This is a genomic window from Pseudomonas sp. OE 28.3, assembly GCF_014268205.2.
Lineage (GTDB): Bacteria > Pseudomonadota > Gammaproteobacteria > Pseudomonadales > Pseudomonadaceae > Aquipseudomonas > Aquipseudomonas edaphica.
In genome coordinates this window covers 2,162,195-2,189,022 of the sequence record NZ_CP077082.1, presented here as the reverse complement: position 1 = coordinate 2,189,022, position 26,828 = coordinate 2,162,195, and the positions used below count along the sequence as shown (strand labels likewise).

At 58.5% G+C, this 26,828-nt stretch carries 23 protein-coding genes; 10 read left to right on the top strand and 13 right to left on the bottom strand.

Features of this window, described 5'->3' with window-relative positions:
* Positions 1-173: 173 nt before the first annotated feature.
* From gcl to HU759_RS09950, 8 genes are all read left to right on the top strand, one after another.
* A complete protein-coding gene (gene gcl, locus HU759_RS09985; RefSeq protein WP_017136240.1) occupies positions 174-1,949 on the top strand; it encodes a glyoxylate carboligase in 1,776 nt (591 codons plus the stop codon).
* 10 nt (positions 1,950-1,959) lie between these two features.
* On the top strand, positions 1,960-2,742 hold the full coding sequence (gene hyi / locus HU759_RS09980; RefSeq protein ID WP_017136239.1) for a hydroxypyruvate isomerase: 783 nt from the start codon (positions 1,960-1,962) through the stop codon (positions 2,740-2,742).
* Between the two features lie 172 nt (positions 2,743-2,914).
* Positions 2,915-3,805, top strand: a complete 891-nt coding sequence (locus HU759_RS09975) for a 2-hydroxy-3-oxopropionate reductase (RefSeq protein ID WP_026013623.1) — start codon at positions 2,915-2,917, stop codon at positions 3,803-3,805.
* A 168-nt stretch (positions 3,806-3,973) separates the two neighbouring features.
* A complete protein-coding gene (locus HU759_RS09970) occupies positions 3,974-5,254 on the top strand; it encodes a glycerate kinase (RefSeq protein ID WP_170039952.1) in 1,281 nt (426 codons plus the stop codon).
* Positions 5,244-6,659: a pyruvate kinase gene (gene pyk, locus HU759_RS09965; RefSeq protein ID WP_170039950.1), complete on the top strand. Its 1,416-nt coding sequence runs from the start codon at positions 5,244-5,246 to the stop codon at positions 6,657-6,659. The genes HU759_RS09970 and pyk overlap by 11 nt, the downstream gene beginning before the upstream one ends.
* Before the next feature lie 138 nt (positions 6,660-6,797).
* Positions 6,798-7,670, top strand: a complete 873-nt coding sequence (locus tag HU759_RS09960) for an urea transporter (RefSeq protein ID WP_169985739.1) — start codon at positions 6,798-6,800, stop codon at positions 7,668-7,670.
* Positions 7,671-7,701: 31 nt separating this feature from the next.
* The gene (locus HU759_RS09955; protein WP_017136235.1) at positions 7,702-8,526 is read left to right on the top strand and encodes an ion transporter; all 825 of its coding nucleotides are present in this window, start codon (positions 7,702-7,704) and stop codon (positions 8,524-8,526) included.
* Positions 8,527-8,622: 96 nt separating this feature from the next.
* The gene (locus tag HU759_RS09950; RefSeq protein ID WP_186617337.1) at positions 8,623-9,627 is read left to right on the top strand and encodes a sulfate ABC transporter substrate-binding protein; all 1,005 of its coding nucleotides are present in this window, start codon (positions 8,623-8,625) and stop codon (positions 9,625-9,627) included.
* A 128-nt stretch (positions 9,628-9,755) separates the two neighbouring features.
* Here HU759_RS09950 and HU759_RS09945 read toward each other — a convergent pair whose 3' ends face one another.
* On the bottom strand, positions 9,756-10,370 hold the full coding sequence (locus HU759_RS09945) for a DUF5666 domain-containing protein (RefSeq protein WP_017136233.1): 615 nt from the start codon (positions 10,368-10,370) through the stop codon (positions 9,756-9,758).
* Between the two features lie 178 nt (positions 10,371-10,548).
* Here HU759_RS09945 and HU759_RS09940 point away from each other — a divergent pair, with 178 nt between their 5' ends.
* Positions 10,549-11,748 (top strand): MFS transporter, encoded by a 1,200-nt coding sequence (locus HU759_RS09940; RefSeq protein WP_170039945.1) that lies wholly within the window; start codon positions 10,549-10,551, stop codon positions 11,746-11,748.
* Between the two features lie 30 nt (positions 11,749-11,778).
* Here the strand turns inward: HU759_RS09940 and HU759_RS09935 are convergent, their stop codons facing one another.
* From HU759_RS09935 to HU759_RS09880, 12 genes are all read right to left on the bottom strand, one after another.
* Positions 11,779-13,020: a cysteine desulfurase-like protein gene (locus HU759_RS09935; protein ID WP_017136231.1), complete on the bottom strand. Its 1,242-nt coding sequence runs from the start codon at positions 13,018-13,020 to the stop codon at positions 11,779-11,781.
* A gap of 31 nt (positions 13,021-13,051) precedes the next feature.
* The gene (cysS, locus tag HU759_RS09930; protein WP_017136230.1) at positions 13,052-14,422 is read right to left on the bottom strand and encodes a cysteine--tRNA ligase; all 1,371 of its coding nucleotides are present in this window, start codon (positions 14,420-14,422) and stop codon (positions 13,052-13,054) included.
* 50 nt (positions 14,423-14,472) lie between these two features.
* Positions 14,473-15,099, bottom strand: a complete 627-nt coding sequence (yfcF, locus tag HU759_RS09925) for a glutathione transferase (RefSeq protein WP_017136229.1) — start codon at positions 15,097-15,099, stop codon at positions 14,473-14,475.
* A gap of 49 nt (positions 15,100-15,148) precedes the next feature.
* Positions 15,149-16,426: an ATP-grasp domain-containing protein gene (locus tag HU759_RS09920; protein ID WP_017136228.1), complete on the bottom strand. Its 1,278-nt coding sequence runs from the start codon at positions 16,424-16,426 to the stop codon at positions 15,149-15,151.
* Positions 16,423-17,382, bottom strand: a complete 960-nt coding sequence (locus HU759_RS09915; RefSeq protein ID WP_186617335.1) for an EamA family transporter — start codon at positions 17,380-17,382, stop codon at positions 16,423-16,425. The genes HU759_RS09920 and HU759_RS09915 overlap by 4 nt, the downstream gene beginning before the upstream one ends.
* Before the next feature lie 28 nt (positions 17,383-17,410).
* On the bottom strand, positions 17,411-18,382 hold the full coding sequence (locus HU759_RS09910) for a cupin domain-containing protein (protein WP_157786482.1): 972 nt from the start codon (positions 18,380-18,382) through the stop codon (positions 17,411-17,413).
* A complete protein-coding gene (locus tag HU759_RS09905; protein WP_017136225.1) occupies positions 18,379-19,938 on the bottom strand; it encodes a thioredoxin family protein in 1,560 nt (519 codons plus the stop codon). Before HU759_RS09905 ends, HU759_RS09910 begins: the two co-directional genes overlap by 4 nt.
* 35 nt (positions 19,939-19,973) lie before the next feature.
* Positions 19,974-21,371, bottom strand: coding sequence for a KamA family radical SAM protein (locus HU759_RS09900; RefSeq protein ID WP_017136224.1), 1,398 nt, complete (start codon positions 21,369-21,371; stop codon positions 19,974-19,976).
* Positions 21,372-21,636: 265 nt separating this feature from the next.
* Entirely contained in the window at positions 21,637-22,269 is a 633-nt protein-coding gene (locus HU759_RS09895; RefSeq protein ID WP_017136223.1) for a DUF2282 domain-containing protein, read from the bottom strand.
* Positions 22,270-22,922: 653 nt separating this feature from the next.
* A complete protein-coding gene (locus HU759_RS09890) occupies positions 22,923-23,717 on the bottom strand; it encodes a DNA-binding domain-containing protein (protein ID WP_017136222.1) in 795 nt (264 codons plus the stop codon).
* Positions 23,707-24,531 carry a DUF692 domain-containing protein gene (locus tag HU759_RS09885; RefSeq protein WP_017136221.1) on the bottom strand — a complete coding sequence of 275 codons (825 nt, stop codon included), beginning with the start codon at positions 24,529-24,531 and terminating at the stop codon, positions 23,707-23,709. Before HU759_RS09885 ends, HU759_RS09890 begins: the two co-directional genes overlap by 11 nt.
* Positions 24,532-24,809: 278 nt before the next feature.
* Positions 24,810-25,931, bottom strand: coding sequence for a cytochrome P450 (locus HU759_RS09880; protein ID WP_186617334.1), 1,122 nt, complete (start codon positions 25,929-25,931; stop codon positions 24,810-24,812).
* A gap of 74 nt (positions 25,932-26,005) precedes the next feature.
* On the opposite strand from HU759_RS09880, the gene HU759_RS09875 reads away from it, so the two are divergent.
* Positions 26,006-26,737, top strand: a complete 732-nt coding sequence (locus HU759_RS09875) for a helix-turn-helix transcriptional regulator (protein WP_186617333.1) — start codon at positions 26,006-26,008, stop codon at positions 26,735-26,737.
* The last annotated feature ends 91 nt before the right edge of the window (positions 26,738-26,828 follow it).

Genomic DNA, 26,828 nt, shown 5'->3' with positions numbered 1-26,828 from the left:
ATTTATTTTTGTATACAATATTTTCGCACAAAGGCTCCACACGTCGAAAAAAGTGCTTCCGACGAACGCCATGGCCACTTTGCAAAATGCATTGACCTTCGCCGCTCGCCGTGAATAAACTTTGTCCAGACACCACTTGTATACAATTACAAAACGCAAGAGGCACCAAAACCATGAGCAAAATGAGAGCAATCGAAGCCGCCGTCCTGGTAATGCGCCGTGAAGGCGTGGACACCGCCTTCGGTATCCCGGGCGCCGCGATCAACCCGCTGTATTCGGCCTTGCAGAAGGTCGGTGGCATCGATCACGTCCTTGCTCGCCACGTTGAAGGCGCCTCGCACATGGCCGAGGGCTACACCCGCACCAAGGCCGGCAATATCGGCGTGTGCATCGGTACTTCCGGCCCGGCGGGCACCGACATGGTCACCGGCCTGTACAGCGCCTCGGCCGACTCGATCCCGATTCTGTGCATCACCGGCCAGGCCCCACGTGCACGGATGCACAAGGAAGACTTCCAGGCCGTGGATATCACCAGCATCGTCAAGCCGGTGACCAAGTGGGCGACCACTGTTCTGGAGCCCGGCCAAGTGCCCTACGCGTTCCAGAAAGCCTTCTATGAAATGCGCTCCGGCCGCCCTGGCCCGGTGCTGATCGACCTGCCGTTCGACGTGCAGATGGCCGAGATCGAATTCGATATCGACGCCTACCAGCCACTGCCGCTGGCCAAGCCCTTGGCTACGCGCATCCAGGTGGAAAAAGCCCTGGCGCTGCTGGATGCGGCCGAACGCCCCTTGCTGGTCAGCGGTGGCGGCGTGATCAATGCCGACGCCAGCGAGTTGCTGGTTGAATTTGCTGAACTCACCGGCATCCCGGTGATCCCGACCCTGATGGGCTGGGGCACGATCCCGGACGATCACCCGCTGATGGTGGGCATGGTCGGCCTGCAAACCTCGCACCGCTATGGCAACGCAACGATGCTCAAGTCGGACGTGGTGCTGGGCATCGGCAACCGCTGGGCCAACCGCCACACTGGTTCGGTGGAGGTATACACCGAAGGCCGCAAGTTCATTCACGTCGACATCGAACCGACGCAGATTGGCCGCGTGTTCACGCCGGACCTGGGCATAGTGTCCGACGCCGGTTCTGCGCTGACGATGTTCATTGAAGTGGCCCGCGAGTGGAAAGCCGCCGGCAAGCTCAAGGATCGCAGCGCCTGGCTGCATGACTGCCAGCAGCGCAAGGCCACCCTGCACCGCAAGACCCACTTCGACAACGTGCCGGTCAAGCCGCAACGCGTGTACGAAGAGATGAACCAGGTGTTCGGCAAAGACACCTGCTACGTCAGCACCATCGGCCTGTCGCAGATTGCCGGCGCGCAATTCCTGCACGTGTACAAACCACGCCACTGGATCAACTGCGGCCAGGCCGGCCCCTTGGGCTGGACCATTCCGGCGGCACTCGGCGTGGTCAAGGCCGACCCGAGCCGCAAAGTGGTGGCGTTGTCGGGCGACTATGACTTCCAGTTCATGATCGAAGAGCTGGCGGTGGGCGCGCAGTTCAAGCTGCCGTACATCCACGTAGTGGTGAACAACTCCTACCTGGGCCTGATTCGCCAGGCCCAGCGCGGGTTTGAGATGGACTACTGCGTGCAGCTGTCCTTCGACAACCTCAACGCCCCGGAACTTAACGGCTATGGCGTCGACCATGTGGCTGTCGCCGAAGGCTTGGGTTGCAAGGCGCTGCGCGTATTCGAGCCGGGCCAGATCCAGCCGGCGTTGCGCAAGGCGCAGGAAATGATCGAAGAATTCAAGGTTCCGGTGATTGTTGAGATTATTCTGGAACGCGTGACCAATATTTCCATGGGCACCGAGATCAACGCCGTCAACGAATTCGAAGATCTGGCCCTGGTCGGCAACGACGCGCCGACTGCCATTTCCCTGCTCGATTAAGGAGAACCCTATGCCGCGTTTTGCCGCCAACCTGTCCATGCTGTTTACCGAGCAGGACTTTCTCGCCCGTTTCAAAGCGGCCGCCGACGCCGGCTTCCAGGGTGTGGAATACCTGTTCCCGTACGAGTTCAGCTCCGCCGAGATCAAGGCGCAGTTGGATGCCAACGGCCTGACCCAAGTGCTGTTCAACCTGCCGGCCGGTGACTGGGCCAAGGGCGAGCGCGGTTTGGCGTGCCACCCGGATCGGGTCGAGGAGTTCCGTGCCGGGGTCAAGCTGGCCATCGCCTACGCCCAGGTGCTGGGCAATACCCAGATCAACTGCCTGGCCGGGATTCGCCCCGCCGGTGTGGATGACGAAACCGTAGAAAAGACCTTTGTCGCCAACCTCAAGTACGCCGCCGACAAGCTGCAAGCGGCGGGCATCAAGCTGGTGATGGAGATGATCAACACCCGCGACATCCCGGGTTTCTACCTGAACAACACGGCGCAGGCCCTGTCGATTCGCGAGCAGGTGGGCAGCGCCAACCTGTTCCTGCAATACGACATCTACCACATGCAAATCATGGAAGGCGACCTGGCCCGAACCATGGCCGCGCACCTGGGTGAGATCAACCACATCCAGTTGGCCGACAACCCTGGGCGTAACGAGCCGGGGACCGGGGAGATCAACTATCGCTTCCTGTTCGAGCATCTGGATCGGATTGGTTACACCGGTTGGGTCGGCTGTGAGTACAAGCCGCTGACCACCACCGAGGCGGGACTGGGTTGGCTCAAGACCCATAACGCCATCTGACTGACACAACACAAAAGAAGGTGGGAGCTGGCTTGCCTGCGATGCAGACACTGCGGTGTATCAGGCAAAACCGGGTGATGCCATCGCAGGCAAGCCAGCTCCCACATTTGGATCTTCAGTGTTTGGTGGACCGTGTCCGCCCTGCACCTAGAATAAAAAGAGGATGTTGATCATGGCTAAAATCGGATTTATCGGCACCGGCATCATGGGCCAACCCATGGCCGCCAACCTGCAAAAGGCCGGCCACCAACTGTTTCTGTCCGAGCATCACGGCAAGGCGCCCGAAGCCCTGATCGCGGCGGGTGCCGTGGCCCTGGCCAACCCGCAGCAAGTCGCCCAGGAAGCCGAGTTCATCATCGTGATGGTGCCCGACACCCCACAGGTGGACGATGTGCTGTTCCGCGCCGACGGTGTTGCCGCCGGCCTGTCACCCAACAAAGTAGTGATCGACATGAGTTCGATCTCCCCCACCGCCACCAAGGCCTTTGCCGCCAAGATCAATGCAACCGGCGCGCAATACCTCGACGCGCCTGTGTCCGGCGGTGAAGTCGGCGCCAAGGCCGGCACCTTGAGCATCATGATCGGTGGCGAGCCGCAGACGTTCGAACGCGCCCTGCCGCTGTTCCAGGCCATGGGCAAGAACATCACCCTGGTCGGCGGCAATGGCGATGGCCAGACCGCCAAGGTGGCGAATCAGATCATCGTCGCGCTGAACATCCAGGCAGTGGCCGAAGCACTGCTGTTCGCATCGAAGAACGGCGCCGACCCGGCCAAGGTGCGCGAAGCGCTGATGGGCGGGTTTGCTTCGTCGAAGATCCTGGAAGTGCATGGCGAGCGCATGATCAAGGGCACCTTTGATCCGGGCTTCCGCATCAACCTGCACCAGAAAGACCTCAACCTGGCGCTGGCCGGGGCCAAGGAGCTGGGGATCAACCTGCCGAACACGGCTGGCACGCAGCAGGTGTTCAGCACGTGCACGGCGATTGGTGGCGGTAATTGGGACCACTCGGCGCTGATCAAAGGGTTGGAGCATATGGCGAATTTTTCGATTCGCGATAAGTAATTCGATTTGAAATGCAGGCCAATGTGGGAGCTGGCTTGCCTGCGATAGCGGTCTTTCAGTTAGACATTCATTGCCTGGTACACCGCTATCGCAGGCAAGCCAGCTCCCACATTTTGATCCCGTTTCAAGTCTTAATTCTAATAACAAGAATCCCCCGGGAGCCCGCTTATGTCGGTCGATCCGCAACACCTGCTTCGCGAGCTGTTTGCCACAGCCATCGACGCCGCCCACCCCCGACAAGTCCTTGAACCTTATCTGCCCGCCGACCGCAGCGGCCGTGTAATCGTGATCGGCGCCGGCAAAGCCGCGGCCGCCATGGCGCTGGTGGTCGAGAACTGCTGGCAGGGCGAAGTCTCGGGCCTGGTGGTCACCCGTTACGGCCACGACGCACCGTGCAAGAAAATCGAAGTGGTCGAGGCCGCACACCCGGTGCCCGATGCGGCCGGCCTGGCCGTCGCCAAGCGTGTGCTGGAACTGATCAGCAACCTCACCGAAGACGACCGCGTGATCTTCCTGCTCTCCGGCGGTGGTTCGGCCTTGCTGGCCCTGCCCGCCGAAGGCATCACCCTGGCCGACAAACAAACCATTAACAAAGCCTTGCTCAAATCCGGCGCGACCATTGGCGAGATGAATTGCGTGCGCAAGCACCTCTCGGCCATCAAGGGCGGCCGGTTGGCCAAGGCCGCATGGCCGGCGACGGTGTACACCTACGCCATCTCGGATGTGCCGGGCGACCAGGCCACGGTGATCGCCTCCGGCCCCACCGTCGGCGACCCGAGCACCTCGCAGCAAGCCCTGGCGATTCTCAAGCGCTACAACATTGAGGCGTCGGCATCGGTGCGCAGCTGGTTGCAGAACCCCGCCTCGGAAACCGTCAAACCCGGCGACCCGGTGCTCGCCCGCAGCCACTTCCAGTTGATCGCCCGCCCGCAGCAATCGCTGGAAGCGGTAGCGGTGAAAGTTCGCCAGGCCGGGTTCAGCCCGTTGATCCTCGGTGACCTCGAAGGTGAAGCACGCGACGTGGCCAAGGTACACGCCGGTATCGCCCGGCAGATCGTGCAGCATGGCCAGCCCTTGGCGGCGCCGTGCGTGATTCTCTCGGGCGGTGAAACCACCGTCACCGTGCGCGGCAATGGCCGTGGCGGGCGTAATGCCGAATTCCTGCTGAGCCTGACCGACAGCCTCAAAGGCCTGCCCGGCGTGTACGCACTGGCCGGTGACACCGACGGCATCGACGGCTCCGAAGACAACGCCGGCGCAATCATGACCCCGTGCAGCTACCGCCGCGCCGAAGCCCTGGGCCTGTCGGCCAGCGACGAGCTGGACAACAACAATGGCTATGGCTACTTCGCCGCACTCGACGGTTTGATCGTCACCGAGCCGACCCGCACCAATGTCAATGACTTGCGCGCCATCCTGATTCTTGAGACTGCCAAACATGACGCCTGACAAGAAAGTCAAAATCCTCGCCACCCTCGGCCCAGCCACCGATGGCATCGATGACATCCGCGAGTTGGTGGAAGCCGGGGTGAATATCTTCCGGCTGAACTTCAGCCACGGCGAGCATGCCGACCACGCCCAGCGCTACCAGTGGATTCGCCAGGTGGAGCGCCAGCTCAATTACCCGCTGGGCATCCTCATGGACCTGCAAGGGCCGAAGCTGCGGGTCGGGCGCTTTGCCGAGGGCAAAGTGCAACTGGTGCGCGGCCAGGCGCTGCGCCTGGACCTGGACCCGACCCCGGGCGATCAGCGCCGGGTCAACCTGCCCCATCCCGAGATTATCGCGGCGCTGGAGCCGGGCATGGACCTGCTGCTGGACGACGGCAAATTGCGCCTGCGCGTGATCACCAAACATGCCGACGCCATCGACACCACCGTGCTCAATGGCGGCGAGCTGTCCGACCGTAAAGGCGTGAATGTGCCGCAAGCGCTGCTGGAACTCAGCCCGCTGACCGCCAAGGACCGCCGCGACCTGAGCTTCGGCCTGGAGCTGGGCGTGGATTGGGTGGCGCTGTCGTTTGTGCAACGTCCGGAAGATATCCGCGAAGCCCGCGAACTGATCGGCGACAAAGCCTTCCTGATGGCCAAGATCGAAAAACCCTCAGCCGTGCTGCGCTTGCGGGAAATTGCCGAACTGAGCGACGCGATCATGGTGGCCAGAGGCGACCTGGGCGTGGAGGTGCCCGCCGAGAGCGTGCCGCAGATCCAGAAAGATATCATCAGCACTTGCCGCCAATTGGGTAAACCGGTGGTGGTGGCCACGCAGATGCTCGAATCCATGCGCTTCTCACCGGCACCGACCCGCGCCGAAGTGACCGACGTAGCCAACGCCGTGGCCGAAGGCGCGGACGCGGTGATGCTCTCGGCCGAAACCGCCTCGGGCGAATACCCGCTCGAAGCCGTACAGATGATGAGCAAGATCATCCGCCAAGTGGAAAACGGCCCGGATTACCAGACGCAACTGGATGTGAGCCGGCCCAAGGCGGATGCCACGGTGTCGGACGCCATCAGCTGCGCGATCCGGCGCATCAGCAGCATCCTGCCGGTGGCGGTGCTGGTGAACTACAGCGAGTCCGGCAGTTCCAGCTTGCGCGCGGCGCGGGAACGGCCGGTGGCGCCGATCCTCAACCTCACGCCGAACCTGTCCACGGCGCGGCGTTTGAGTGTGGCCTGGGGCGTGCATTCGGTGGTCAATGACCGGCTGCGCCAGGTGGACGAGGTGTGCTCGACGGCGCTGGAGATTGCCCAGGCGCAGGGCATGGCGCAGCGCGGGGACACCCTGGTGATTACCGCGGGGGTGCCGTTCGGGCAGCCGGGGTCGACCAATTCGTTGCGTATCGAGACGTTGATTTAGCGTCTGTAAGGGCCTCATCGCGGGCAAGCCCGGCTCCCACAGTTGATTGGGTTCACACCTCTTTATGTGTGAACACAGCCAACTGTGGGAGCTGGCTTGCCTGCGATAAGGGCAACTCGGTCTCACTGACTAACCACCATGCACAACCCAACCTGCCCCGACTGGGCCGAAGCGCTGCTCAACGGCTTCAGCCAGATATTCCTGCAGCGCCAGCCGTTGTGCGGCCTGCTGTGCCTGTTGGCCATCCTGATCGGCGCCCCGGCCTTGCTCGGCGGGGCGTTGCTGGGCGGCCTCGCCGGTTTGCTCACGGCCCAGCGCCGGGGTTATCCCAAGGCAGAGCGCCAGGCCGGCCTGTATAGCTACAACGGCGTGCTGCTGGGTGTGTTGATCAGCCAGCACTTCGCCTGGTCTGCGTTGTTGCCGCCGTTGATCCTGGCGTGCGGCGGCCTGAGTGCGATGCTCACGCGGCTATGGTTGAAACATACCCATCACCCGGATGACTTGTCCGCGTACACCGCGCCCTTTGTCGGCCTGGGTTGGCTGTTGATCGGCAGCGCGCCTCAGCCTACGTTTGCCTTGGTCGAGCCCAACTTCTTTGCGATTGTCAGCGCGCCCTTTATTGGCCTTGCGCAAGTCATGCTGCTGGACCAACCACTGGCGGGAGTCTTGATTGCCGTCGGCTTGTTGTTGGCCAACCGGCGCGCCGCCCTGTGGGCCTTGATCGGCGCTACTGCTGGCGTGCTGGTCGCTCTACTGCTCGACGAACCCGCCAGCGCCCTCCTCGGCCTGCACAGCTACAACCCGGCGCTGGCGGCACTGGCCTTGAGCCAGTCACGACGCCAGCCGTGGCTGCCACTGCTGGGCATCCTGCTGGCGATTATCCTCACACCCGGTTTTGCCACCCTGCACCTGCCCGCGTTGACTGCGCCGTTTATCCTCGCCTGCTGGCTGGTGCGCGCCACGCAGCGGATGTTCAAAGCCCGCGTGGACAGCCCGTTCGAATCCCCCTAGGCTTGCTCGATATTCGATTCAGGCGGGTTTTATGAACAGCAACAGCGACTGGCGCCAGCGCCTCTATGTCATGGTATTCCAGAGCGACACCGCAGCCGGGCGGCGCTTTGACGGCATCCTGCTACTGATCATTCTTGCCAGCATTGTGATCGTGATGCTCGACAGCATCGACGAAATCCACCAGAACTACGCCGATGTGCTGGCCTATATCGAATGGGGCTTCACGCTGATCTTCGCCATCGAGTACGGCTTGCGGCTGTACTGCTCGCCCAAACCCTTGCGCTACGCCTTCAGCTTTTATGGCTTGGTGGACTTGCTGGCCATCGTGCCCGGCATCCTCGCGCTGTATTACAGCGATGCCCAATACCTGCTGATTATCCGCATCATTCGGATGCTGCGGATTTTCCGCGTGCTCAAGCTCAGCCCGTACCTCAAGCAAGCCAACTACTTGATGGCGGCGCTGCGCGGCAGCAAACAGAAGATCGTGGTGTTCCTGGTCAGCGTGTGCACCCTGGTGACGGTATTCGGCACCCTGATGTACGTGATTGAAGGCCCGGAGCACGGGTTTACCAGCATTCCCAAGGGCATTTACTGGGCGATCGTGACCCTCACCACCGTAGGCTTTGGCGATATCGTGCCGAAGACGCCGCTGGGCCAGGTGATCTCATCGCTGGTGATGATCACCGGTTACTCGATCATCGCCGTGCCCACCGGGATTTTTACCGCTGAACTGGCCAGCGCCATGCGCGGGGAACAACTGGAACACGATTGCCCGGTGTGCAAGAAAAACAGCCACGAACCCAACGCAGCGTTTTGCTCGCGCTGCGGCAGCAACCTGTTTCATAAAGTGGAATAAGCACAGTACGTTTTAATCTTTAAACGCCTATGCAGGCCCGGCTATAGTTGCTGGCAAATTGCCCCCAGTCTTCTCTCGAACAACAAGGAATGAGCAGTGAAAAAAATCCTCAGCGCCTCTCTTCTGGCCGCGGGCCTGGCCCTGGCCGGTGCCGTGCAAGCCGCACCGGTCACACTGCTTAACGTCTCCTACGACGTGATGCGCGACTTCTACAAGGACTACAACGCCGCCTTCCAGAAGCACTGGGAAGCCGAGCATCCGGACGACAAGCTGACGTTGCAGATGTCCTTCGGCGGTTCCAGCAAACAAGCGCGCTCGGTGATCGACGGCCTGCCGGCGGATGTAATCACCATGAACATGGCCACCGACATCAATGCCCTGGCGGACAACGGCAAACTGGTGCCGGACAACTGGGTCACGCGCCTGCCGAACAACAGCGCGCCGTTCACCTCCGCCACCTTGTTTATCGTGCGCAAGGGCAACCCCAAAGCCCTGAAAGACTGGCCCGACCTGCTCAAAGATGGCGTGCAAGTAATCGTGCCCAACCCGAAGACCTCGGGTAATGGCCGCTACACCTACCTGTCGGCCTGGGGTTATGTGCTGAAAAATGGTGGTGATGAAGACAAGGCGAAGAAGTTCGTCGGTGAATTGTTCAAACATGCACCGGTGCTGGACACTGGCGGCCGTGCCGCTACCACCACCTTCATGACCAACCAGATCGGCGATGTGCTGGTGACCTTTGAGAACGAAGCGGAAATGATCGCCCGTGAATTCGGCCGTGATCAGTTCGAAGTGATCTACCCAAGCGTCTCCGCCGAAGCCGAGCCGCCGGTGTCGGTGGTCGACAAAGTGGTCGACAAGAAAGGCACCCGTGTGGCTGCCGAGGATTACCTGAAGTACCTGTGGTCGCCGGAAGGTCAGGAAATCGCCGCCAACAACTACCTGCGCCCACGTGACCCGAAAGTGCTGGCCAAGTACACCGACCGCTTCCCGAAAGTCGACTTCCTGTCGGTGGAGAAGACCTTTGGTGACTGGCGTACCGTGCAGAAGACCCACTTCAATGATGGCGGGGTTTTTGACCAGATCTATTCGGGTCAATAACTGAAGGTACGCGGTAAAAAATGTGGGAGCAGGCTTGCCTGCGATGCAATCACCTCGGTGTGTCAGTTACACCTAGGGGATGCTATCGCAGGCAAGCCAGCTCCCACATTTGTTTTGTGTTGGGTCCGTTACATCGGCGGTGTCACGCCATCCTTGCCGGCCGAGATCGCCTGGGCCGTAATGGTCCCATCCGCGCCCTGCGCCGCAAACAACACCACCTTCACGCCCGCCTTGAGCAAGCTGCGATCGCCCGGCTCCAGGTTCACGATTGGCACATCATCCGGCACCACAATCTTCTGCTCGCCGCCTTTGTACTTCACGGTCAGGGTGCGCCCGTTGCTGACCACCAGGTCGCCAACCGTGCCGTTGGTCATGCTGCTGCCTTCTTTCAAATCAAACGCGCGGTGCCCGTCACCCGTGCCGGCCATGGCCGGTGGGAATACGTGGACTTCCAGCGCAGTCAGGGTGCCATCGGCGTTCGGCATGGCGGCCGAGCCAATGTAGCTGCCGGGCTTGATCTCATCGATCTTGGCCAGGGTAACGGCGCGTACCTGGGTGGCCGGCGTCAGATGCACCACCACCTCTTCGCCACTGTTGACCTTGACGTGCATCGCGTCACCGTCCATCGCAGTAATGGCGCCGCGTACGCCGACCCGTGGGGCTTCGGCGGCGTTGGCCAGCCCGATGGCCATGGCCGCAGCCAGGGTGGAGGCCAGGAGCATCTTGTTCAGCGTGATTTTCATCGCAGTGGATTTCCTGTTTCGACAGTTATGCCTGAATGTATCATTGGCGCTCGCCCCAAAAGTTAACGATTCAGTCATTAATTTGCGGCATGAGTGATATCAATGCGCGCGCTCTACACCGGCGCAGGCGTTGTCTTTATTCTCGCCCGCTACCTTCCTTCGCTTGAATGAGAACACCATGACCGCTACCTCACACGCTTCAAGCACCATGACCCGAGGCATGGTGATGCTGTTTGCGTTCTGTTGCGGCGCCATTGTTGCCAACATTTACTACGCCCAGCCGATCATCGAGTTGATCGCGCCGGACATCGGCCTGACCCCGGCACTGGCGAGCCTGATTGTCTCACTCACGCAAATCGGCTATGCCCTGGGCCTGTTCTTTCTGGTGCCGCTGGGCGACCTGCTGGAAAACCGCAAGCTGATGATCATCACCAACCTGGTGGCCATCGCCAGCCTACTGGGTGCGGCGTTTGCCGAGCAGCCGAATGTGTTCCTGCTTGTGTCGTTGCTGATCGGCTTCAGTTCCGTCTCGGTACAGATTCTTATCCCGCTGGCCGCGCACCTGGCGCCCGCCGAGTCCCGAGGCCGTGTAGTCGGCAGCATCATGGGCGGCCTGTTGCTGGGCATCCTGCTGGCGCGGCCGGTGTCCAGCCTGGTGGCTGACCACTTTGGCTGGCGTGCGATGTTCATGGCGGCGGCCGCGGTGATGGTGTTTATCAGTGCCGTGCTGATGCTGACTATCCCCAAGCGCCAACCCGACCACAGCGCCAGTTACGGCCAACTGCTGGGCTCGCTGGGCACCTTGCTGCGCAAGCAACCGCTACTGCGTCAGCGCGCCTTCTACCAAGGCTGCATGTTCGCCACTTTCAGCCTGTTCTGGACCGCTGCACCGTTGGAGCTGGCGCGTAACCACGGCCTGAGCCAAAGCGAAATCGCCCTGTTTGCCCTGGTCGGCGCCCTGGGCGCCATCGCCGCGCCTATCGCCGGGCGCCTGGCCGATGCCGGGCACACGCACCGCGCTTCACTGCTGGCCATGCTGTTTGCCGCGTTGAGTTTTCTGCCAGCCTTTGTGCACCCGTTGTACAGCGTGATCGGCCTGGCGGTGACCGGCGTGGTCCTGGACTTCTGCGTGCAGATGAACATGGTCCTCGGCCAACGCACCATCTACGCCCTCGACGCCAACAGCCGCAGCCGCCTGAACGCGCTGTACATGACCAGCATCTTCATCGGCGGCGCCTTCGGCTCGGCGATTGCCAGCAGCGTGTATGAACACGGCGGCTGGCTGGGCGTGATGCTGGTGGGCAGTGCGTTCCCGCTGGTGGCGTTGTTGCGGTTCCTGGGTGCTTCGCGCCAGGGCTCACCCGCGATTGCCTCATAATCCTGGCGGCCATCAGCGGCTCAACGCCTCTCAGCGAAAATGCTGCATGGCCAAGAGGAAGCGCTGAACATCCTCCGAAGACGTGTACTGAGCAAAGCTGATTCGGACCACACCATCATTCTGGTCAAGGCCGAGTGCATGGAGGGTTTCAGGGCTGAAGTTATTGCCATGCCAGAGGCGAATGCCCTGCCGGGCCATATGCTGGGAGACCACCGCACTGGGCGTCGACTTGAGTGTAAAAGACAGGGTTGGAACTCGACATTGCAGATCATGGGGCTTGCATAGGCCATAAATCTTCACTTCGTCCAGTGCTTCGAGCCCCGCCAACACCTCTTGCACCAAGCGTTGTTCATGGGCAATCACCGCGTGCATGCCACTCACGATCTGATTGCGTTGGCTCCCATTCACAGGGCTGCCACCCAGGGTGCGCCCTATCCACGCTAAATGCTCGATCGCTCCTCCCACACCCGCGATGGCCTCCCTGCTTTTAGTTCCGGTTTCGAACTTGTAGGGAGGCTTATCGAGCGTAGGTCGAGGTTTGTAGGCAATGAGCTGCTCAAGCAGAGCAAGACGGCCCCACAGAACCCCCTGATGAGGTCCATAGAGCTTGTGCGAAGAACAGGCCAGCAAGTCACACCCCAAGGCCTGGACGTCGATCACGCCATGCGGGGCGTACTGAACCGCATCCACGTAGACGATCGCGCCCATGTTTCTGGCCAACGCTGCAACTGCTGCTACATCGTTAATCGTGCCCGTGACATTGTTCGCATAGCTCAAGGCTACGACCCGGGTGCGCTCAGTGATCAACGAGGCTGCCTGGGATAGATCAAAACCATAGGTTTCGAAATCGAAAGGTAGCCAGCGCACGGTTAATTCCAGGTCTTTTGCCAATTCAAGCCAAGGGGAGATATTGGCTTCGTGGTCTGAACGGGTCAGGACGATCTCGTCGCCCTTGCGCAGGCTTCGCCCGATGCAACGCGACATATGAAACGTCAGGGCGGTCATGTTCTGGCCGAAGACAATTTCCTGCGCACACGATGCATTAAGCAGTGCCGCTGCAGCCGATCGCGCGCGGTCGAGATCCTGCTCGGCAATGATGGAGGTCGAGAAATGCCCCCCCAGATTCGCGTTGTTTTCAATGGACGCCCTGACACTCGCCTCCAGTGCCCTGCTGCACATCTGCGTGCCTGCAGCGCCGTCAAAAAATACCGCACCCTCCAGAGAGGGCACGGAAAAGACCGGAAACTGCTGCCTGATTAGCGCTACATCCACAATGCCGCTCCTTGTTCAATGCACAGATGCCTCAAGCTTTCAGATCGCTGACACCGATACCCTGCGCCAACAGCAAGTCCCTGATCCGATCAGACTCTGACCAGTTCTTCATCAGGCGTGCGACACGTCGCGCCTCAATCAAACTTGCCTGCTCCTGGGTTAATTCAACCTGTACCTCGTCAAACAAGCCCACGCTGAGTATGCCGTCAAAACTACGCAGTAAATCGAGGCGTTCGGCGTCATCCAACACATCAGCCTTGAGCACCCACCACAGCTCGGCAACCGCCCCTGGCGTATGCAGATCCTTATCCAGCGCGCCGAAAAAACGCGTTTTAGCTGCAACATACTCTGGCGAGAACGAAGCCTGCGGCTGGACATTGTCGCCCTGGATCTGCGCGATACGCAGCCGAGCCTTGCGTAAGGCGGTCGACGCTGCGTCCAGGGCATCCCACGAGAACGTCAACGCGCTGCGGTAATGGGATCCCAGTACCAGCAATCTGAACGCGAGCGGGTCGTAGCCTTTATCGATCAGTGTGTCGACTGTGAGGAACTCGCCCTTGGACTTGGACATTTTCTCTGCATCGACATTGAGAAACTCACAGTGAAACCAATAATTGACCCAGCGGTGGCCAAAACAGCATTCCGACTGGGCCACCTCGTTGGAGTGGTGCACATTGATATGGTCAATACCCCCGCAATGGATGTCGATTCGATCGCCGAGATAGCGGCTTGCCATAGCCGAACATTCAATATGCCAGCCCGGAAACCCAAGCCCCCAGGGCGATTCCCACTTCATGATCTGATCGGGAAATTTCGACGTCGAAAACCATAACGCGAAATCCGACTGTGAGCGCTTCAGCGGGTCATGAGCAACCCGGTCGGTAGCTTGCTGGTCTTGAAGTTTCAGCTGGCCCAGTTCGTGATAGGTGGGAAATTTTTCCAGGCTGAAGTAGACATTTCCGGCACTGATATAAGCCACGCCTTTTTCCAACAGTTGCTCGACCATGGCGATTATTTCAGGGATATGCTCCGTCGCTCGGCATACGATATCCGGCCGTTTTACATTCAACGACGCGCTGTGCCTGAAGAATGCCTCCTCGTAAAACCGAGCAACCTCCCAAGGGGTTTTCTGTTCACGCGCCGCCCCCAGCATCAATTTGTCATCACCAAAATCAGCGTCCGATTGCAGGTGGCCGACATCCGTGATGTTCATCACGTGCCGCACACTGAAACCCTGCTCGCGTAACGTTTTGGCGAGCACATCCTCAAATATGTAGGTACGCATATTGCCGATGTGGGCGTAGTGATAAACCGTCGGCCCACACGCATAAAACCCCACGTTTTTCCCTGCAACCGGGACGAAGGGCATTAGCGTCTTACCCAGTGTGTTGAATAATTCCATGTGCCATCCCTAGGTTTCTTATTTCTGCCGGTGCGGGCTCACACCTTGATTCAGCCTGCCCGCGCCCTGCTACGGTCAATCTCCAGCCACTCACGAACAGACGCACGATCCCATGCCCGAAGTGCGTAATCTTTGAGTACATCAGGAACTGGATCATCACTATAAATAAGCCGATTCAACATGCCTGCAGCATCAACATCGGCAATACACCACTCGCCCAGTAAAAACATCCGGCCGTCGCGCAAGCTGTGCGACAAGCCCTCAACCAGCCGTCGCGCGTCGCTCGCAGCCAGTGGCCCGAGCGGCTCATGGGCAGGTTCAATAAAGATGGTTTCGGTGGGCCGCTCGCCGCGCAAGTTGAAAAAATCGCTCCTCAACCAAGCCTGAATCTGCCGGGCCTGGGCTCGCGCCCGCGCATCAATGGGATACAACGGTTTGTTCACCGAACACTCATTCACGTACTCGGCAATCGCGGACGATTCGGTCAGCGAAAATCCGTCCTCCACCCACGTCGGTACACGCTGCGTCAGCGAAACCTCACTGAAGGGTTGCTGGTGGTGATCGCCACGGGACAAGTTCAGATAGTGCATGTCAAACGCCACCTGACACTCACGAAGGGCCACGAAGGCCGACATCGCGAACGGTGAAGTACATTGATGATCGACATAAAGTTTCATGAGCGATGCTCCGCCAATTGGAAGGTTCGGGCCAGGTGCGACAAAGCGCTCAGCACAGGTGCGCGACAACTGCGCTACTGAGTTTCACGTCAAAAAAGCCGGTGGCTTGAGCCTCTTTCTCACGGATCCACAGGTAGTCTGCATAGGTGACCGCCGGGTCTTCGTGAATAAGGTAGATAAACCCGTAATTGGTCGAAATGCCGATGGTGGGCGCAACACTGTCGCCTATCTGCGGAGCTCTGATCATCTTGAAAAAACTCGGCCTGGCGCTCAGCTCATCGAGCCAATGCCGATGCACAACGGTGCCTGACACGCTATTGATCATGCCGATGACTTCACAGGTCGCATTCGAACGATTGACTTTATCGAGCATGGCATCAAACGCCGTTGGGTCGGCGTAACAGGCCACGCACAGATTGACCGCATTCACCCCACTTACACGCGTCATTGCGCTGAGTTCCTGGGTGCCCATCATCCTGGCCGCCCACTCGATCAACTTGGGGCCGTCCGCTGTCACCATCACTTCAAGAAACGAAGGCCCAATGTGCACTCCAAAGGCATCCAGGCAACGTTGCACATAAGCGATGATCGGCGCGGCCTCTTGTGATTGCAGATCAATCAGCACTTCGCGGTCATTGACCACGCCAGCGCCCAGTACACGCTTGCGATTGTCTCGCCAGATTTCAAACACCAAGTGCTCGCCGTCTCGTGAAACCGCTTGAATCAGGTACTGCTGCCCAGCCAGATGCTCCATTGCCAACATGCGATCATTGATAAACCCCATTTCGTTGAGCCGGCCCAACTCTTTGTCGATGGCGTGACGGACTTGCTCTTGATCAAAGCAAAAGTAGATGCCGTCGGCACCCGCGCTGTTCACGGGTTTGATGACCACCGGCCAGTCGCCAATCAAATCGATGGCCTGGGGTATATCGTGTGCGTGATGGATCAGCGCGACGCGTGCGGCCGGAATCCCCAGGTGATGCAGGCGCTGCGCCATATGCCATTTATCGCGGCGGCAAGGGGACAATGCCGTGCCATTTCCCGGCGTGCCCATCAACTCGCTGAGCTGGTCCGCCAATTCAACGCCAGACTCACACCCCGGAATGATAAAGGCCGGCTCAAAAACAGCCAGAGCGTCGGTCAACGCCTTGAGATCCTGGGTCGCGACAAACAGGTGCTGAAAATCATCGGGCTGAAAGCTATCGACGTCGTAATCGAGAATTTCAGCGGATGTCTGCACGTGAATACAAGCAAAGCCACGGAGCTTAAGTTCGTCAGCAAGGCGCGCACCGGTGGAATAAGCATCAACAATCACCGCATATTTCATACGTTAACTCCTTCAGTCGGCAGCCGACTTAAATGGGCATAACCGTTATAGGTGGCCGCCATGCAAATGAGGATGACGCCGATGAAACTGAACATTGAAAACGTCAGCCTCGAATCAGCAGCTTGAAAAATGATCGTAAATAGCGGTGCCATCGCCAGGATGGCTTCAATGGTCACAGGTTCGCAGCGCTTTATGCCTTCCTGGAGTAAAAGCAGCGGTAATATCACGCCTCCCAATGCCAGCAGGGTTAACGTCACTAGATGCTCGACCACCGCAGACAGCGCGCCGGTATTCAACGCTGCGTAGGTGCCCGAAATCGCCAGCAACAGATAAAACCGATGTGCGTAGAGATAACGACTGGATACACCATGGTCGGCGACCATTTTTGAAAGAATCGTGGTCAATGCCATGGCAACACCGCACACCAGCATCATCAGATAACCCAGTAATACCTGATACCGTTCTGGTTCATCCTGGACCGCGGTGCGGTCAGCAAATGAGGCCCAGCACAAATAGAGACTGGCGAAAACGATAAGACCAGCGGCCAAATAATCGGCACCGATCATGACTGCCGACGGGCGCATCAGCTTGTTCAGTATCAATACCGACACCATCCCGACACCGCCCACCAGCGCACTGACAATTGCCGGTTCGACCCATTTCAAGGCACACAGAAAAGAGATCCACAGCGCAGCCGAACTGAAATTCAACATCACCACGCAACGTCTCACGGACGCTTTGTGGGTGGTCAGGCTTTGCATCCCGCGGGCTGAACCGGGGTTCAACAGGTAACTGATAAAAAACACCGGCCAAGCGATGGCAAACAACACGAATGTCACGACAACCGTGTCGAGCGCTTGTACCAACATACCGAAGTAAACTTCCTTAAGCCCGTCCACTGCATTGACGAGCATCAGGGCGGTTATCCCGATAAATAAACTTTGAGCTGCACGCATGGCGAGAGGTCCGCTGGTTAAATCGTACTTAAAGAGCGCTCAACGTACGCACATTGCCTTTACGTGATTGCTTATAGCGTTGAAGCAATTGCTCGGGCGTCAACTGGCTGGATAACCTCCCGGCTTCATCAAGACCCTGCTGAATACTCTCCAGAATCGACGTGCGCGCCTGTACCGATAACGTATCAAGCGGGTGCGCCCTGAGCGCTTCAATGCCATGCAACTTTTCCAACACGGCGTAGGTAATGAGATCGGCCAGCGTCGGAGGATTAATCACGAAGCCTATTGAAAACGACTCCTCATGGGCCACCGTACTGTGCCAATAGCCACGCGGCATAAAGGTTGTGGTGCCCGGCTTGACTAACCGCACCTGTTTATTTTCAGGCATCACGCGCGGTAAGGCCGCCCCTGTATAGGGCTGAATACCGTCGGTGTAAAAGCGGTTCGGGTTGTTTGGGAAAAACGGATAAATCGGATCGGGCAATGCGGTATTTTCGGCAAAGGCCCAGGTCTTCTCGCCCTTTATCTGGATCATGAAATTCGTTTCGTGATCAAAGTGCGTGGCGACCTCTACGCCATAGTTGGCGGCAAACGCTTCACAGCTGACATAGTGCCGTGGAATATCCAACACACTGGCCAGCTCATCACAGGCCTTGGAAATGGTCGGAATCGCTTCCAGGTCCTTTATATAAACCATCGCGGCACCGTCGTTGTAAGGCGCAAGAGCGTCGGCTGACTTTGCCACGGTGATACGTTTGCCTCCGGGGAAAAGCAGATCGACAGATCCCGGCAGTGCACTGAAGAGCTTGCGGATATCCTGGAACTCATCCAAGGCTGCCAACGCGCTGAACCGGCTCATCTCACCGTCCGCGACGTAGGCGTGTTTCGGCCAGCATGTTCCCAGGAACGTCTCGGTTTGATCACCAAACATCTGCTGCACTATATTCATCACGGTTCCATCCTTGAAGCGGCGCGCAAGGCGCGCCGCCGGGTCATTCACACCGCAGCTGCTTGCGACTGGGCTTTCAATGGAGCATGGGCGCCAGCATTGGACTTATTGAGATACCCCTCGTAAACCCGGGCAAGCTCGTCACTGCGCTCTTTCAATTGCTGCGCGGCATTGGCGAAAAGCGCGTGCTGTTCTTCGTGAGACAAGCCAACCATTTCCCCTTCGGCACGTCCAAGCGCATTAAACAGAAGCTTGGCCAGCAACTCCGTCTCCGAACGTTCGTGGCCGATGCGCTGGCAGATGGTTTCGACAACCGCTGCATGATCATGGAAATGCCAACCCAAGCGGCACATACGGAATTTTATCGAGACCGGTGAGTCCTCCCACCAGCTGCGGGTGGCGTCGAGCTCGGCATCGCTGATACCCGAGAACTCCTCAACCAATTGCTGATGACGCTGCTCCCAAAGCGCCAGCAGAGAATGGAGGTTGCCGAAGTTAGACGGCGCTGGGCCATATTTTTCCCAGTTGAGCATCGCCGGGCTGACCTTATCCGTTCTCTCGATATTCGAGCGGCTCGCCTCCAGGGTCGAACGTATGGCGGGGGCATGCGCCCAGAACTCAGCCATGACGCAGTGCACAATATTGTTGCGGATCGTGCGCTGCTTGCCGAGGGTGTAATTCTGATGGAGATGCTGCTGATCGTATTCAGCGCCCTTGAGCCCGATGAGGCTGGCCTGCAGATCCCGGAATGCCACTTGCCAGTCACGAACGATCATCTGCGCACGACTCAAGCCTCGACCTTGCGCGTTTCGCTGTTGCGCTGCGTCCGTGGCAACATCCATCAGCATTTGATAAATACCCAGGCACAGTTCACGCAGACAGTCGGTGTAATGCGCCCAACCGCCTTCACCCTGTACGCCGGGCCAGTCGACCATCAATTCATGATCCGGCACTTGAATCAGCGTATTGCAAAAACGTCGCACTTCTCGAGCGATAGGGGTCTGCGCAATCCCCGTTTCGGGCAGGCTGTCTTCAGGATATTGCCCACGCGCCTGGGCGATCGGCAGCCAGTACTCAGCTTCACGCACTGCGATACTTTCGGCATCGCGAGTATCCAGTCCTTTTCTCAGGAGAGACTCAGCCACGCTATAGTTGTGGGAGGCCATCGCCTGTTTAGCCAGGCCTACCGACAATTGCGCGAGGACTTCTTTGGCATCGATATCACCGGCCACATCGTGATGCACACGGCAATAACCCAAGTCCAGCCTTGTGTGCAGGGGAGCGCCCAGGAACTTGTGGTAAATATCCCCCTCACTGGAAATAAGCTGGAGGACCGGCGACATAATAAAAATGTGGCTGCCTACCAATTCTGAAATACGTGGATCCGGCTTGTCGTTTTCCACTTCGACCCAGACTGGAATCACCGAGCCGCTGACCGCTCCAATCAATTGCGGATCATTCAAAACACTGTCCACCAGCCGGTTACAACCGCCACATGAGCGGCTATTGAAATAAATCAGTATCGGCTTACCCGTCGACTTGGACTGCGCGATGGCCTGAAGGTAGTCCTGGTGACGAATCCAATCAATCTTATTAACTTGGTTCATTTCGATGCTTCCATTCACGGTGATTGAACATTTCGTTAGTATGCAGCGTGTACAACGTCATTCAGCAACTGCGTCCTCGACGCGGGACTCAGCCACAACGCCTGAACATCCGAAGCCAACGTATGCAACGGATCACAATACAAAAAGAACTTGTCTTTCTTAACCGCTGGCGCTCGGTAAACAGCCACACCTACGTGCTTGTCATAATAATCAAAACTATGAATATCACGTTTACCGCCACCACCCGGCAAGTCCACAATAAAGTGCGGCGTGTTATGCCCGGCGATTAAGCCGCGCGTCGACTTCTCCAGGGCGATAGAGTCGGCAAGGCTGGTTCTTAGTGTTTCTACGCCCCGAATCATGTCACCTTGAAAACAGTAATATGGACGCACATTACAATACGCCAGGCACTCATTCAGCCGATGCATGTCCGTCGCGTTATTATTAACGCCTTTCAAGATAACCGCCTGATTTCTGACCTCCACACCCCGCTCATACAAAATCCGCAGTGCCTTCACCGTCATGTCGGTAATTTCATTAGGGTGATTGAAGTGCGTATGAATGGCGATCGACTTACCCATTTTGCGTGCACGATCGGACAAGCGAGCGATGGCATCGGTCCATTCGTGATCACTCTGGATTTTCATCGGCAGTACAGCCAACCCCTTGGTGGCAAAACGCATGCGCCGCACGTGGGGAATCTCCAGCAAACGCTCGCCAATATCAGTGATCTGCCGCGCTTTGAGGCGATAAGCATCGCCACCGGAAACCACCACATCCTCCACGCTGGAGTTGGCTGCTATGTAGCGAAACGCCGGCTCCCAACGCTCTCCAGGTGCATTGATTTTCTGCTTAGTCACCACATCGGTATCCAGCCCCACCGCATAACTACGGGTGCAGTAACGACAGTAGACCGGGCATACATTGGTTGCCAGAAACAACACACGGTCCGGGTAACGGTGAGTAAGGCCCATGGCGGGGGAGTCATTCTGTTCGCCCATCGGATCAAGCTGGACCATGGGGTGATCAACTTCGATTTCCGACGCCAGTGGCAAGAACTGTCGACGCAACGGGTCAAAATAAGGATTAGACCAATCAATCAATGACAAAATATAGGGTGTCAGTCTTATCGACATCGGGGCCAGTTGATGGCCCTTCTCAATATCGCTCACAAAACCGGCAGGCGTTATATCTTTGATGAGATCGCCCAGTACCGCAACACTAGTCACCGCATTCTTTTCTTGCCAGAGATGATTGAGAAATGTATCCGCATCCACCGAATGCCAACGCTCCAGCTTGCGCCAAAATTCGTCTTGCCTGAATTCATACTTGGAGGTGCCCTTCTGCTCAACGCATTGCCCCGTGAATGAACTCACTATCACCGAATTCAAACGGTCAGCCACTGAGTCATATTCCACATTTTCACCCGACATGTTTGCAGTCCCTTTCAAGCGGTGGCGTCCATAGACAGACAATACTGAAAACCATCTTTAAATCAACAAGCCTTTGTCTTTTTTTATTTTGCTTTTTTACACTCGACGGCCGTCGAGCCGCATTAAAACCTGCAACTTAATAACGCCTCGCCCGCGCAACTAACCACGCAATCGACTGTGATACTTAGTCGATATTCAACGCATGAGCAGCGTAAGGTGAGTGTATTTAAAAAGGCGGGATTTCATCCCGGCGCAGTCGCTGTTATCAGCGTGTGACCGCCGTTACCGGGCCGGTCGTATCAGCCTGACCTTGCACCGTCGCCGGCACCGCTGTTGTCGAGGGCTGGACCAGGTACTGCACCACGTTGGCAATGTCTTCGTCATTCAGGGATTTGGCAGCCGCTACCATGACAGGGGACGGGCGAGAAGCGTCGCGGAAGGCACGCAGTTGGGAGTCAAGGTATTTGCCGAACTGTCCTGACAACTTCGGATAGTCGGCATTTTGCGAATCACCGGCCACGCCATGGCATGAAGAACACGCAGGAATACCACGGGTATGATCGCCTTGATTGAACAGGCGCTCGCCCATTTGCGCACTCTTCACCGAAGTTTCCGTCTGCTCATCGGCCTGGCATGCATAAGGCTGGGCTCTGAGCACCCCGCCCATTTGCGTACACGTGCCTTTGGGCACAGCCATCCACTCGTTCGGGTCATTGTCGACCTTGCTCGATTCCGAGCAGTCATGCAGGCAACTGCTGTCGGAGCAATCATTGTGCCCTGCCTTGGCCACACCGTAGCAGACCTCGGTTTCTACTGTTTTCTCGGTGGCTGCATCGGCCAACGCAGCACCGCTGATAGAAGCCAAGGCGGTGGCTACCAGAATATCTTTTAGATTCATCACGCAAGTTCCCGGTTAAGGATGGGTACATTCAATTATTTTTTTTACGCTCACGTACGTGAGCCAACTAACATTGGAGCCAGTCAGGGGTTATTCATCAAAGATGTGAAGACGACACTGAGCCGATCGGAGCCTTTCAGGGCTCGGCGATCAAGGTGGGGCAGAAGATCAGACGAAGGGAATGAACCAGGCACTCGACATGACGCCGAAGCTCGGAGCTTTTGTGCCCCGCAACCAGAAGGTTCTCCGGCCGACACGACGCAGAGGCGGCTGTTAAGCAGATCGGATGCATGTGTTGCTCCTTGCAAAACTTTGCCGCACGGGGCGGCATCGTCGGAATCCATTCCTGACCCGGGTCTGCGACGCGTCTTTCTTAGCCAAAGACGCACGCTGCCAAGCGTATCGTTACCAGATCAGCAAAGGAGCACGGACAGTGCTTATTCCTGAATGCACACTTGGTAACTGCTTTTGTTCTATGCGTTATTTTTTATAGCCCATGGCTTAAATATGTCGAATTAATTCAGACCGGCAAATGTTTCAAGATGTTAAAATTGGATCCAATCATCTGAAGGCCCTTGGTTCCCGGCCACGGCTCTGCGCGCCTATCCTGGGAAAGCGGCGTGACACCCAGTGAAACAATGCTGTTCAAAAACCTACGGTATGGCGACCAGCAACCCATCACACAACCAGCGCGTCACCCATGCAGCGCTGTCAATGAACGCGCCGTCATCGCGATTCATTGCATAGTGTTCCTGCGCGGCCAGCAGTGCATCCCCCAAGGTCGCATGCTCCAGCAGACGGGCCAGTGCAGTGAACTCCCAAGCATCAACCTCGCGAACCTCCACGCGCCAGCCACTTCGATACACCAGCGCCGAACAGGCGCCACCGGCCACCTTCGGCACGCTCTGGTCACCCTTGTTATGGGCCGCCCAGATAGCAAAGATCGGCCACCCACTGCTCACCAATGCACAACCCGGAGCCAAAGTGAGTTGCGTACTTTCCAGGGCCTGGGCACCTATCGCCGCCATTGCCCGAGCATCCAATGCATTGACGTCACTGGCTGTGCAGGCGCAATGAACTGCCCACTCCAAGGCTGCCACGTCGGCGAAATACGGATACGCTGCCACGGGCACATAAGTACCCAGAAACTCCGCGAGGTGCTCACCGAACCGCCCCAGATCAGGGTGATGCGAGGGATACCGTTGACCATAGGAAAAAGCCAGGGTGCGAAAGAATTCATCGCCCACCAATGCCTTGATCACCGGATGAGTGAGTGCCAACGATTGCTCCTGATGCTGCCACAGGCCACTGCGGTAGCGAGCGAAGCGTCGTTCACTACCCGATACACCGGCCAGCAGCCAGCTCTGCGGTAAGCGGGGTGATGGAGCCGGGTCCTCCAGAGCGCGGGAAAATTCGAGCTGTAACACCGCCAGTTCTTCAAGTGTCATGCAACACCTCTTCGGCAATCGCCCTGGCGATCCGTACTTGATCAAGCAACTCGCCCAGCGGCGGCAGGTGAGTGTCCCATTCGACCAGCACCGGCACCGGCCCAAACTGACGCAAAGCCGTGCGATACAACGACCAGACCGGCTCCGCCACAGCACTGCCATGGTCATCGATCAACAGCCCCTCAGCGTGGCTATGGCCGGCCAGGTGCAATTCGCCAACGCTGGTCGAATCCAGCCTGCGCATCGCCTCGAGCGCAGGTTCACCGTGGTTGCACTGGTTCACGTAAAGGTTGTTCAGATCAAGTAACACAGCACTCCCCGTGCGTGCGACCACTTCAGCGAGAAATTGGGTTTCTCCCAGCGTGTCGCCCTTGAACCGCAAGCTGGTGGACACGTTTTCGAGCATGAGCGGCCGGCCCAGAGCGTTTTGAACCTGATCGACCCGATCACAGACCAGGTTCAGTGACGCCTCCACCAAGGGCAATGGCAACAAATCATTCAAGCAGCGCCCTTCCACAGCCCCCCAGCTCAAATGCTCCGAAATCAGAAAGGGGTTGATCAGCTCGGCCAAGGCCCGAATTCGCTCGACATGTGCGTTGCTAAAGCCATGGACTGAGCCGATACCCAAACCGACGCCATGCAGGCTGATCGGGTAGCGCTGTGCCAACTGACGGAGGATATGCAGGTCTTTCCCTCCGGGGCCCAGGTAGTTCTCCGTATGAACCTCCAGCCAATCGACCGCAGGGTGATGGTTCATGAAATCTTGATAGTGGGGGGCTCTGAGGCCAACACCAATCCGTGGTAACGGGCTCACTGGATAATTCACTCGCGTAATGGTCCGCCCAGGATCATAGCGCAGCAGGGGCGCTGAGCCCGGCGTTTTTACCGAACGTTATCGTGCAGCAATGGGTGTCTCAGGACCTGTATAGCCGGGCGCCGGAATTGACCGGTTAACAACGCACCCACTTCTCCAACGCCGCATCCGCCAGAATATTCTCGCCCTCATCGAGCGCGCTACCGCCGAGCTGATCGCTTCCGGCAGGTCGAATGGCGAGTACCAAGGCTCAAGCGTTTGTGGAATAGGGAGAAGGGTTACTGGCTTAGCGCCGCAGCGCTGAACCTGGGGATACGGCCGTTAAGCGAGGGCCAGTAGCTGAACCGGCCAGCGTCCGCCAGCAAGGCAGGCTGATGACGCAACAAACCCAACAGCACTTGCGCGGCGATCGTCAACGCCATCTGTTGGCCTGGGCACTGATGGCGCCCGATACCAAAGCTGAACAGCCGCCGTTGCGCGCGCTCCAACTGGAAGCTATCAGGATTGGGGTTGGCCTCAGCGTCCCGATTGGCCGATGCCAGCAGGACTAAAACACTCTCTCCCGCCGCCAACACCCGGTTGCCGATGGTGCAGCGCGCCGCCACGAATCGCCGTGTGTTTTGCACCGGTGAATCGTAACGCGCCACCTCCTCCACCAGCGCCGTGGCGAGGGCTGGCGTGCGCATAATCTGCGCAACCCGCTCAGGGTGCCGCGCGAGCATCACCAGTGAGTTGCCGATCAACCCGGCGCTGGCTTCGCAGGTCTGCGACAACAGGCCGATCAAATTGGCCGTCAATACCTGCGCACTTTCCCAGTTGCCACTGCGGATATGAGCCAGCAGCGCTGTTTCTTCCAACACCGCACAAAACATCTGCTGCAACTGCGACGCGCCGGCCTGCGCATTGCACAACTGCGCTTCACTGCTCAGCGGTGAAAGGCCGGCGACAAACGCCCGCGTTAGCCCGGCGACACATGCCAGCTGTGGCGCCGGGCATCCCAGCAGCGACGCGACCACCGAGACGGGCAAGGTAAACATCAGTGCATCCAGGGTCTGCACGCTGCCGATCAACCGAGCGACCCGTTCAGCAATGGCCGACGCCTCCACCGCCGCCAACGCGGGTTCAATCGCCGCCCGCGGGCATCGATGCGCCGGGCCTTCGTTCATGCGCATCAACCGCGCAAAAACCTGTCCTGCCGCGCCCTGTGCAAGCGCCTTGGGCACCGGCTCATGCAACGGGCGTACGCGACAATCCGGGTGTGCCAGCACCGCCTCTACCGTCTTGGCGCGGCTGGCGACCCACAGGCCCAGCTCGGCATCGAACAGCAGTTCTTCATGGCGACGCAGGCTTGCGTAATACGGATAGGGATCAACATGGGTAGCGGCTTGCAGCGGTGTCATCCGGGACGTCCTGTGCTTAAAGAAGCGTTACTATCAGCCCTCCCACGCGGCAATGATTCGTTCAGGAACGAAATATGAACGCCTTTGATGATGACGCGGCACTCTCACAAATCGCCGGGGCGATAGCAGAGCCTGCGCGCACAAAAATGCTCTGCGCGCTGATGGATGGCCATGCGCGCACCAGTACCGAGATGGCCGTGATTGCCGGCGTCAGCACCTCAACGGCCAGCGCCCACTTGGCCAGGCTCAAGGACGATGGCCTGCTCACGCTGCACACCCAGGGCCGACACCGTTATTACAGCCTCGCCGGCGCACACGTGGCCCAGGCCATCGAAGGGTTGATGGTGATCAGCCGCAACACCGCCCAGGCATTTGTCCCCAGCACGCCCAACCGCCTGCAGCTCGCACGCACCTGCTACGACCACATGGCCGGCACGCTGGCGGTGCACCTGCACGACCATTTCATTGCCTCTGGCTGGCTGATTGGCGACGGCACCTATGCACTGACGGCCCCCGGCGAAACCGCAATGATCGCGTTGGGGCTGGATATGCCTGCGTTGCGCGCGCAACGTCGGCGTTTCGCCTGTGCCTGCCTGGACTGGAGCATGCGCCGCCCGCATTTGGCCGGGGCATTGGGCGCAGCGGTCTTGCAGTGCGTGATTCGTCGTGGGTGGGTGACTCAGGATCTGGACAGCCGCGCGCTGGGGGTCACCGCCAATGGGCGCAAGGCGTTTGCAGCGCGCTTTGGAGTCGAGTGGTTGAAGCAAGAGCCAGATCAAGTGCAAAGCAAAAGCCTATCTACCTGATGCAACACAGTCTAAATGTGGGGGCTGGCTTGCCTGCGATGCAGGCACCTCTGCACATCAGGCACACCGAGTTGATGCCATCGCAGGCAAG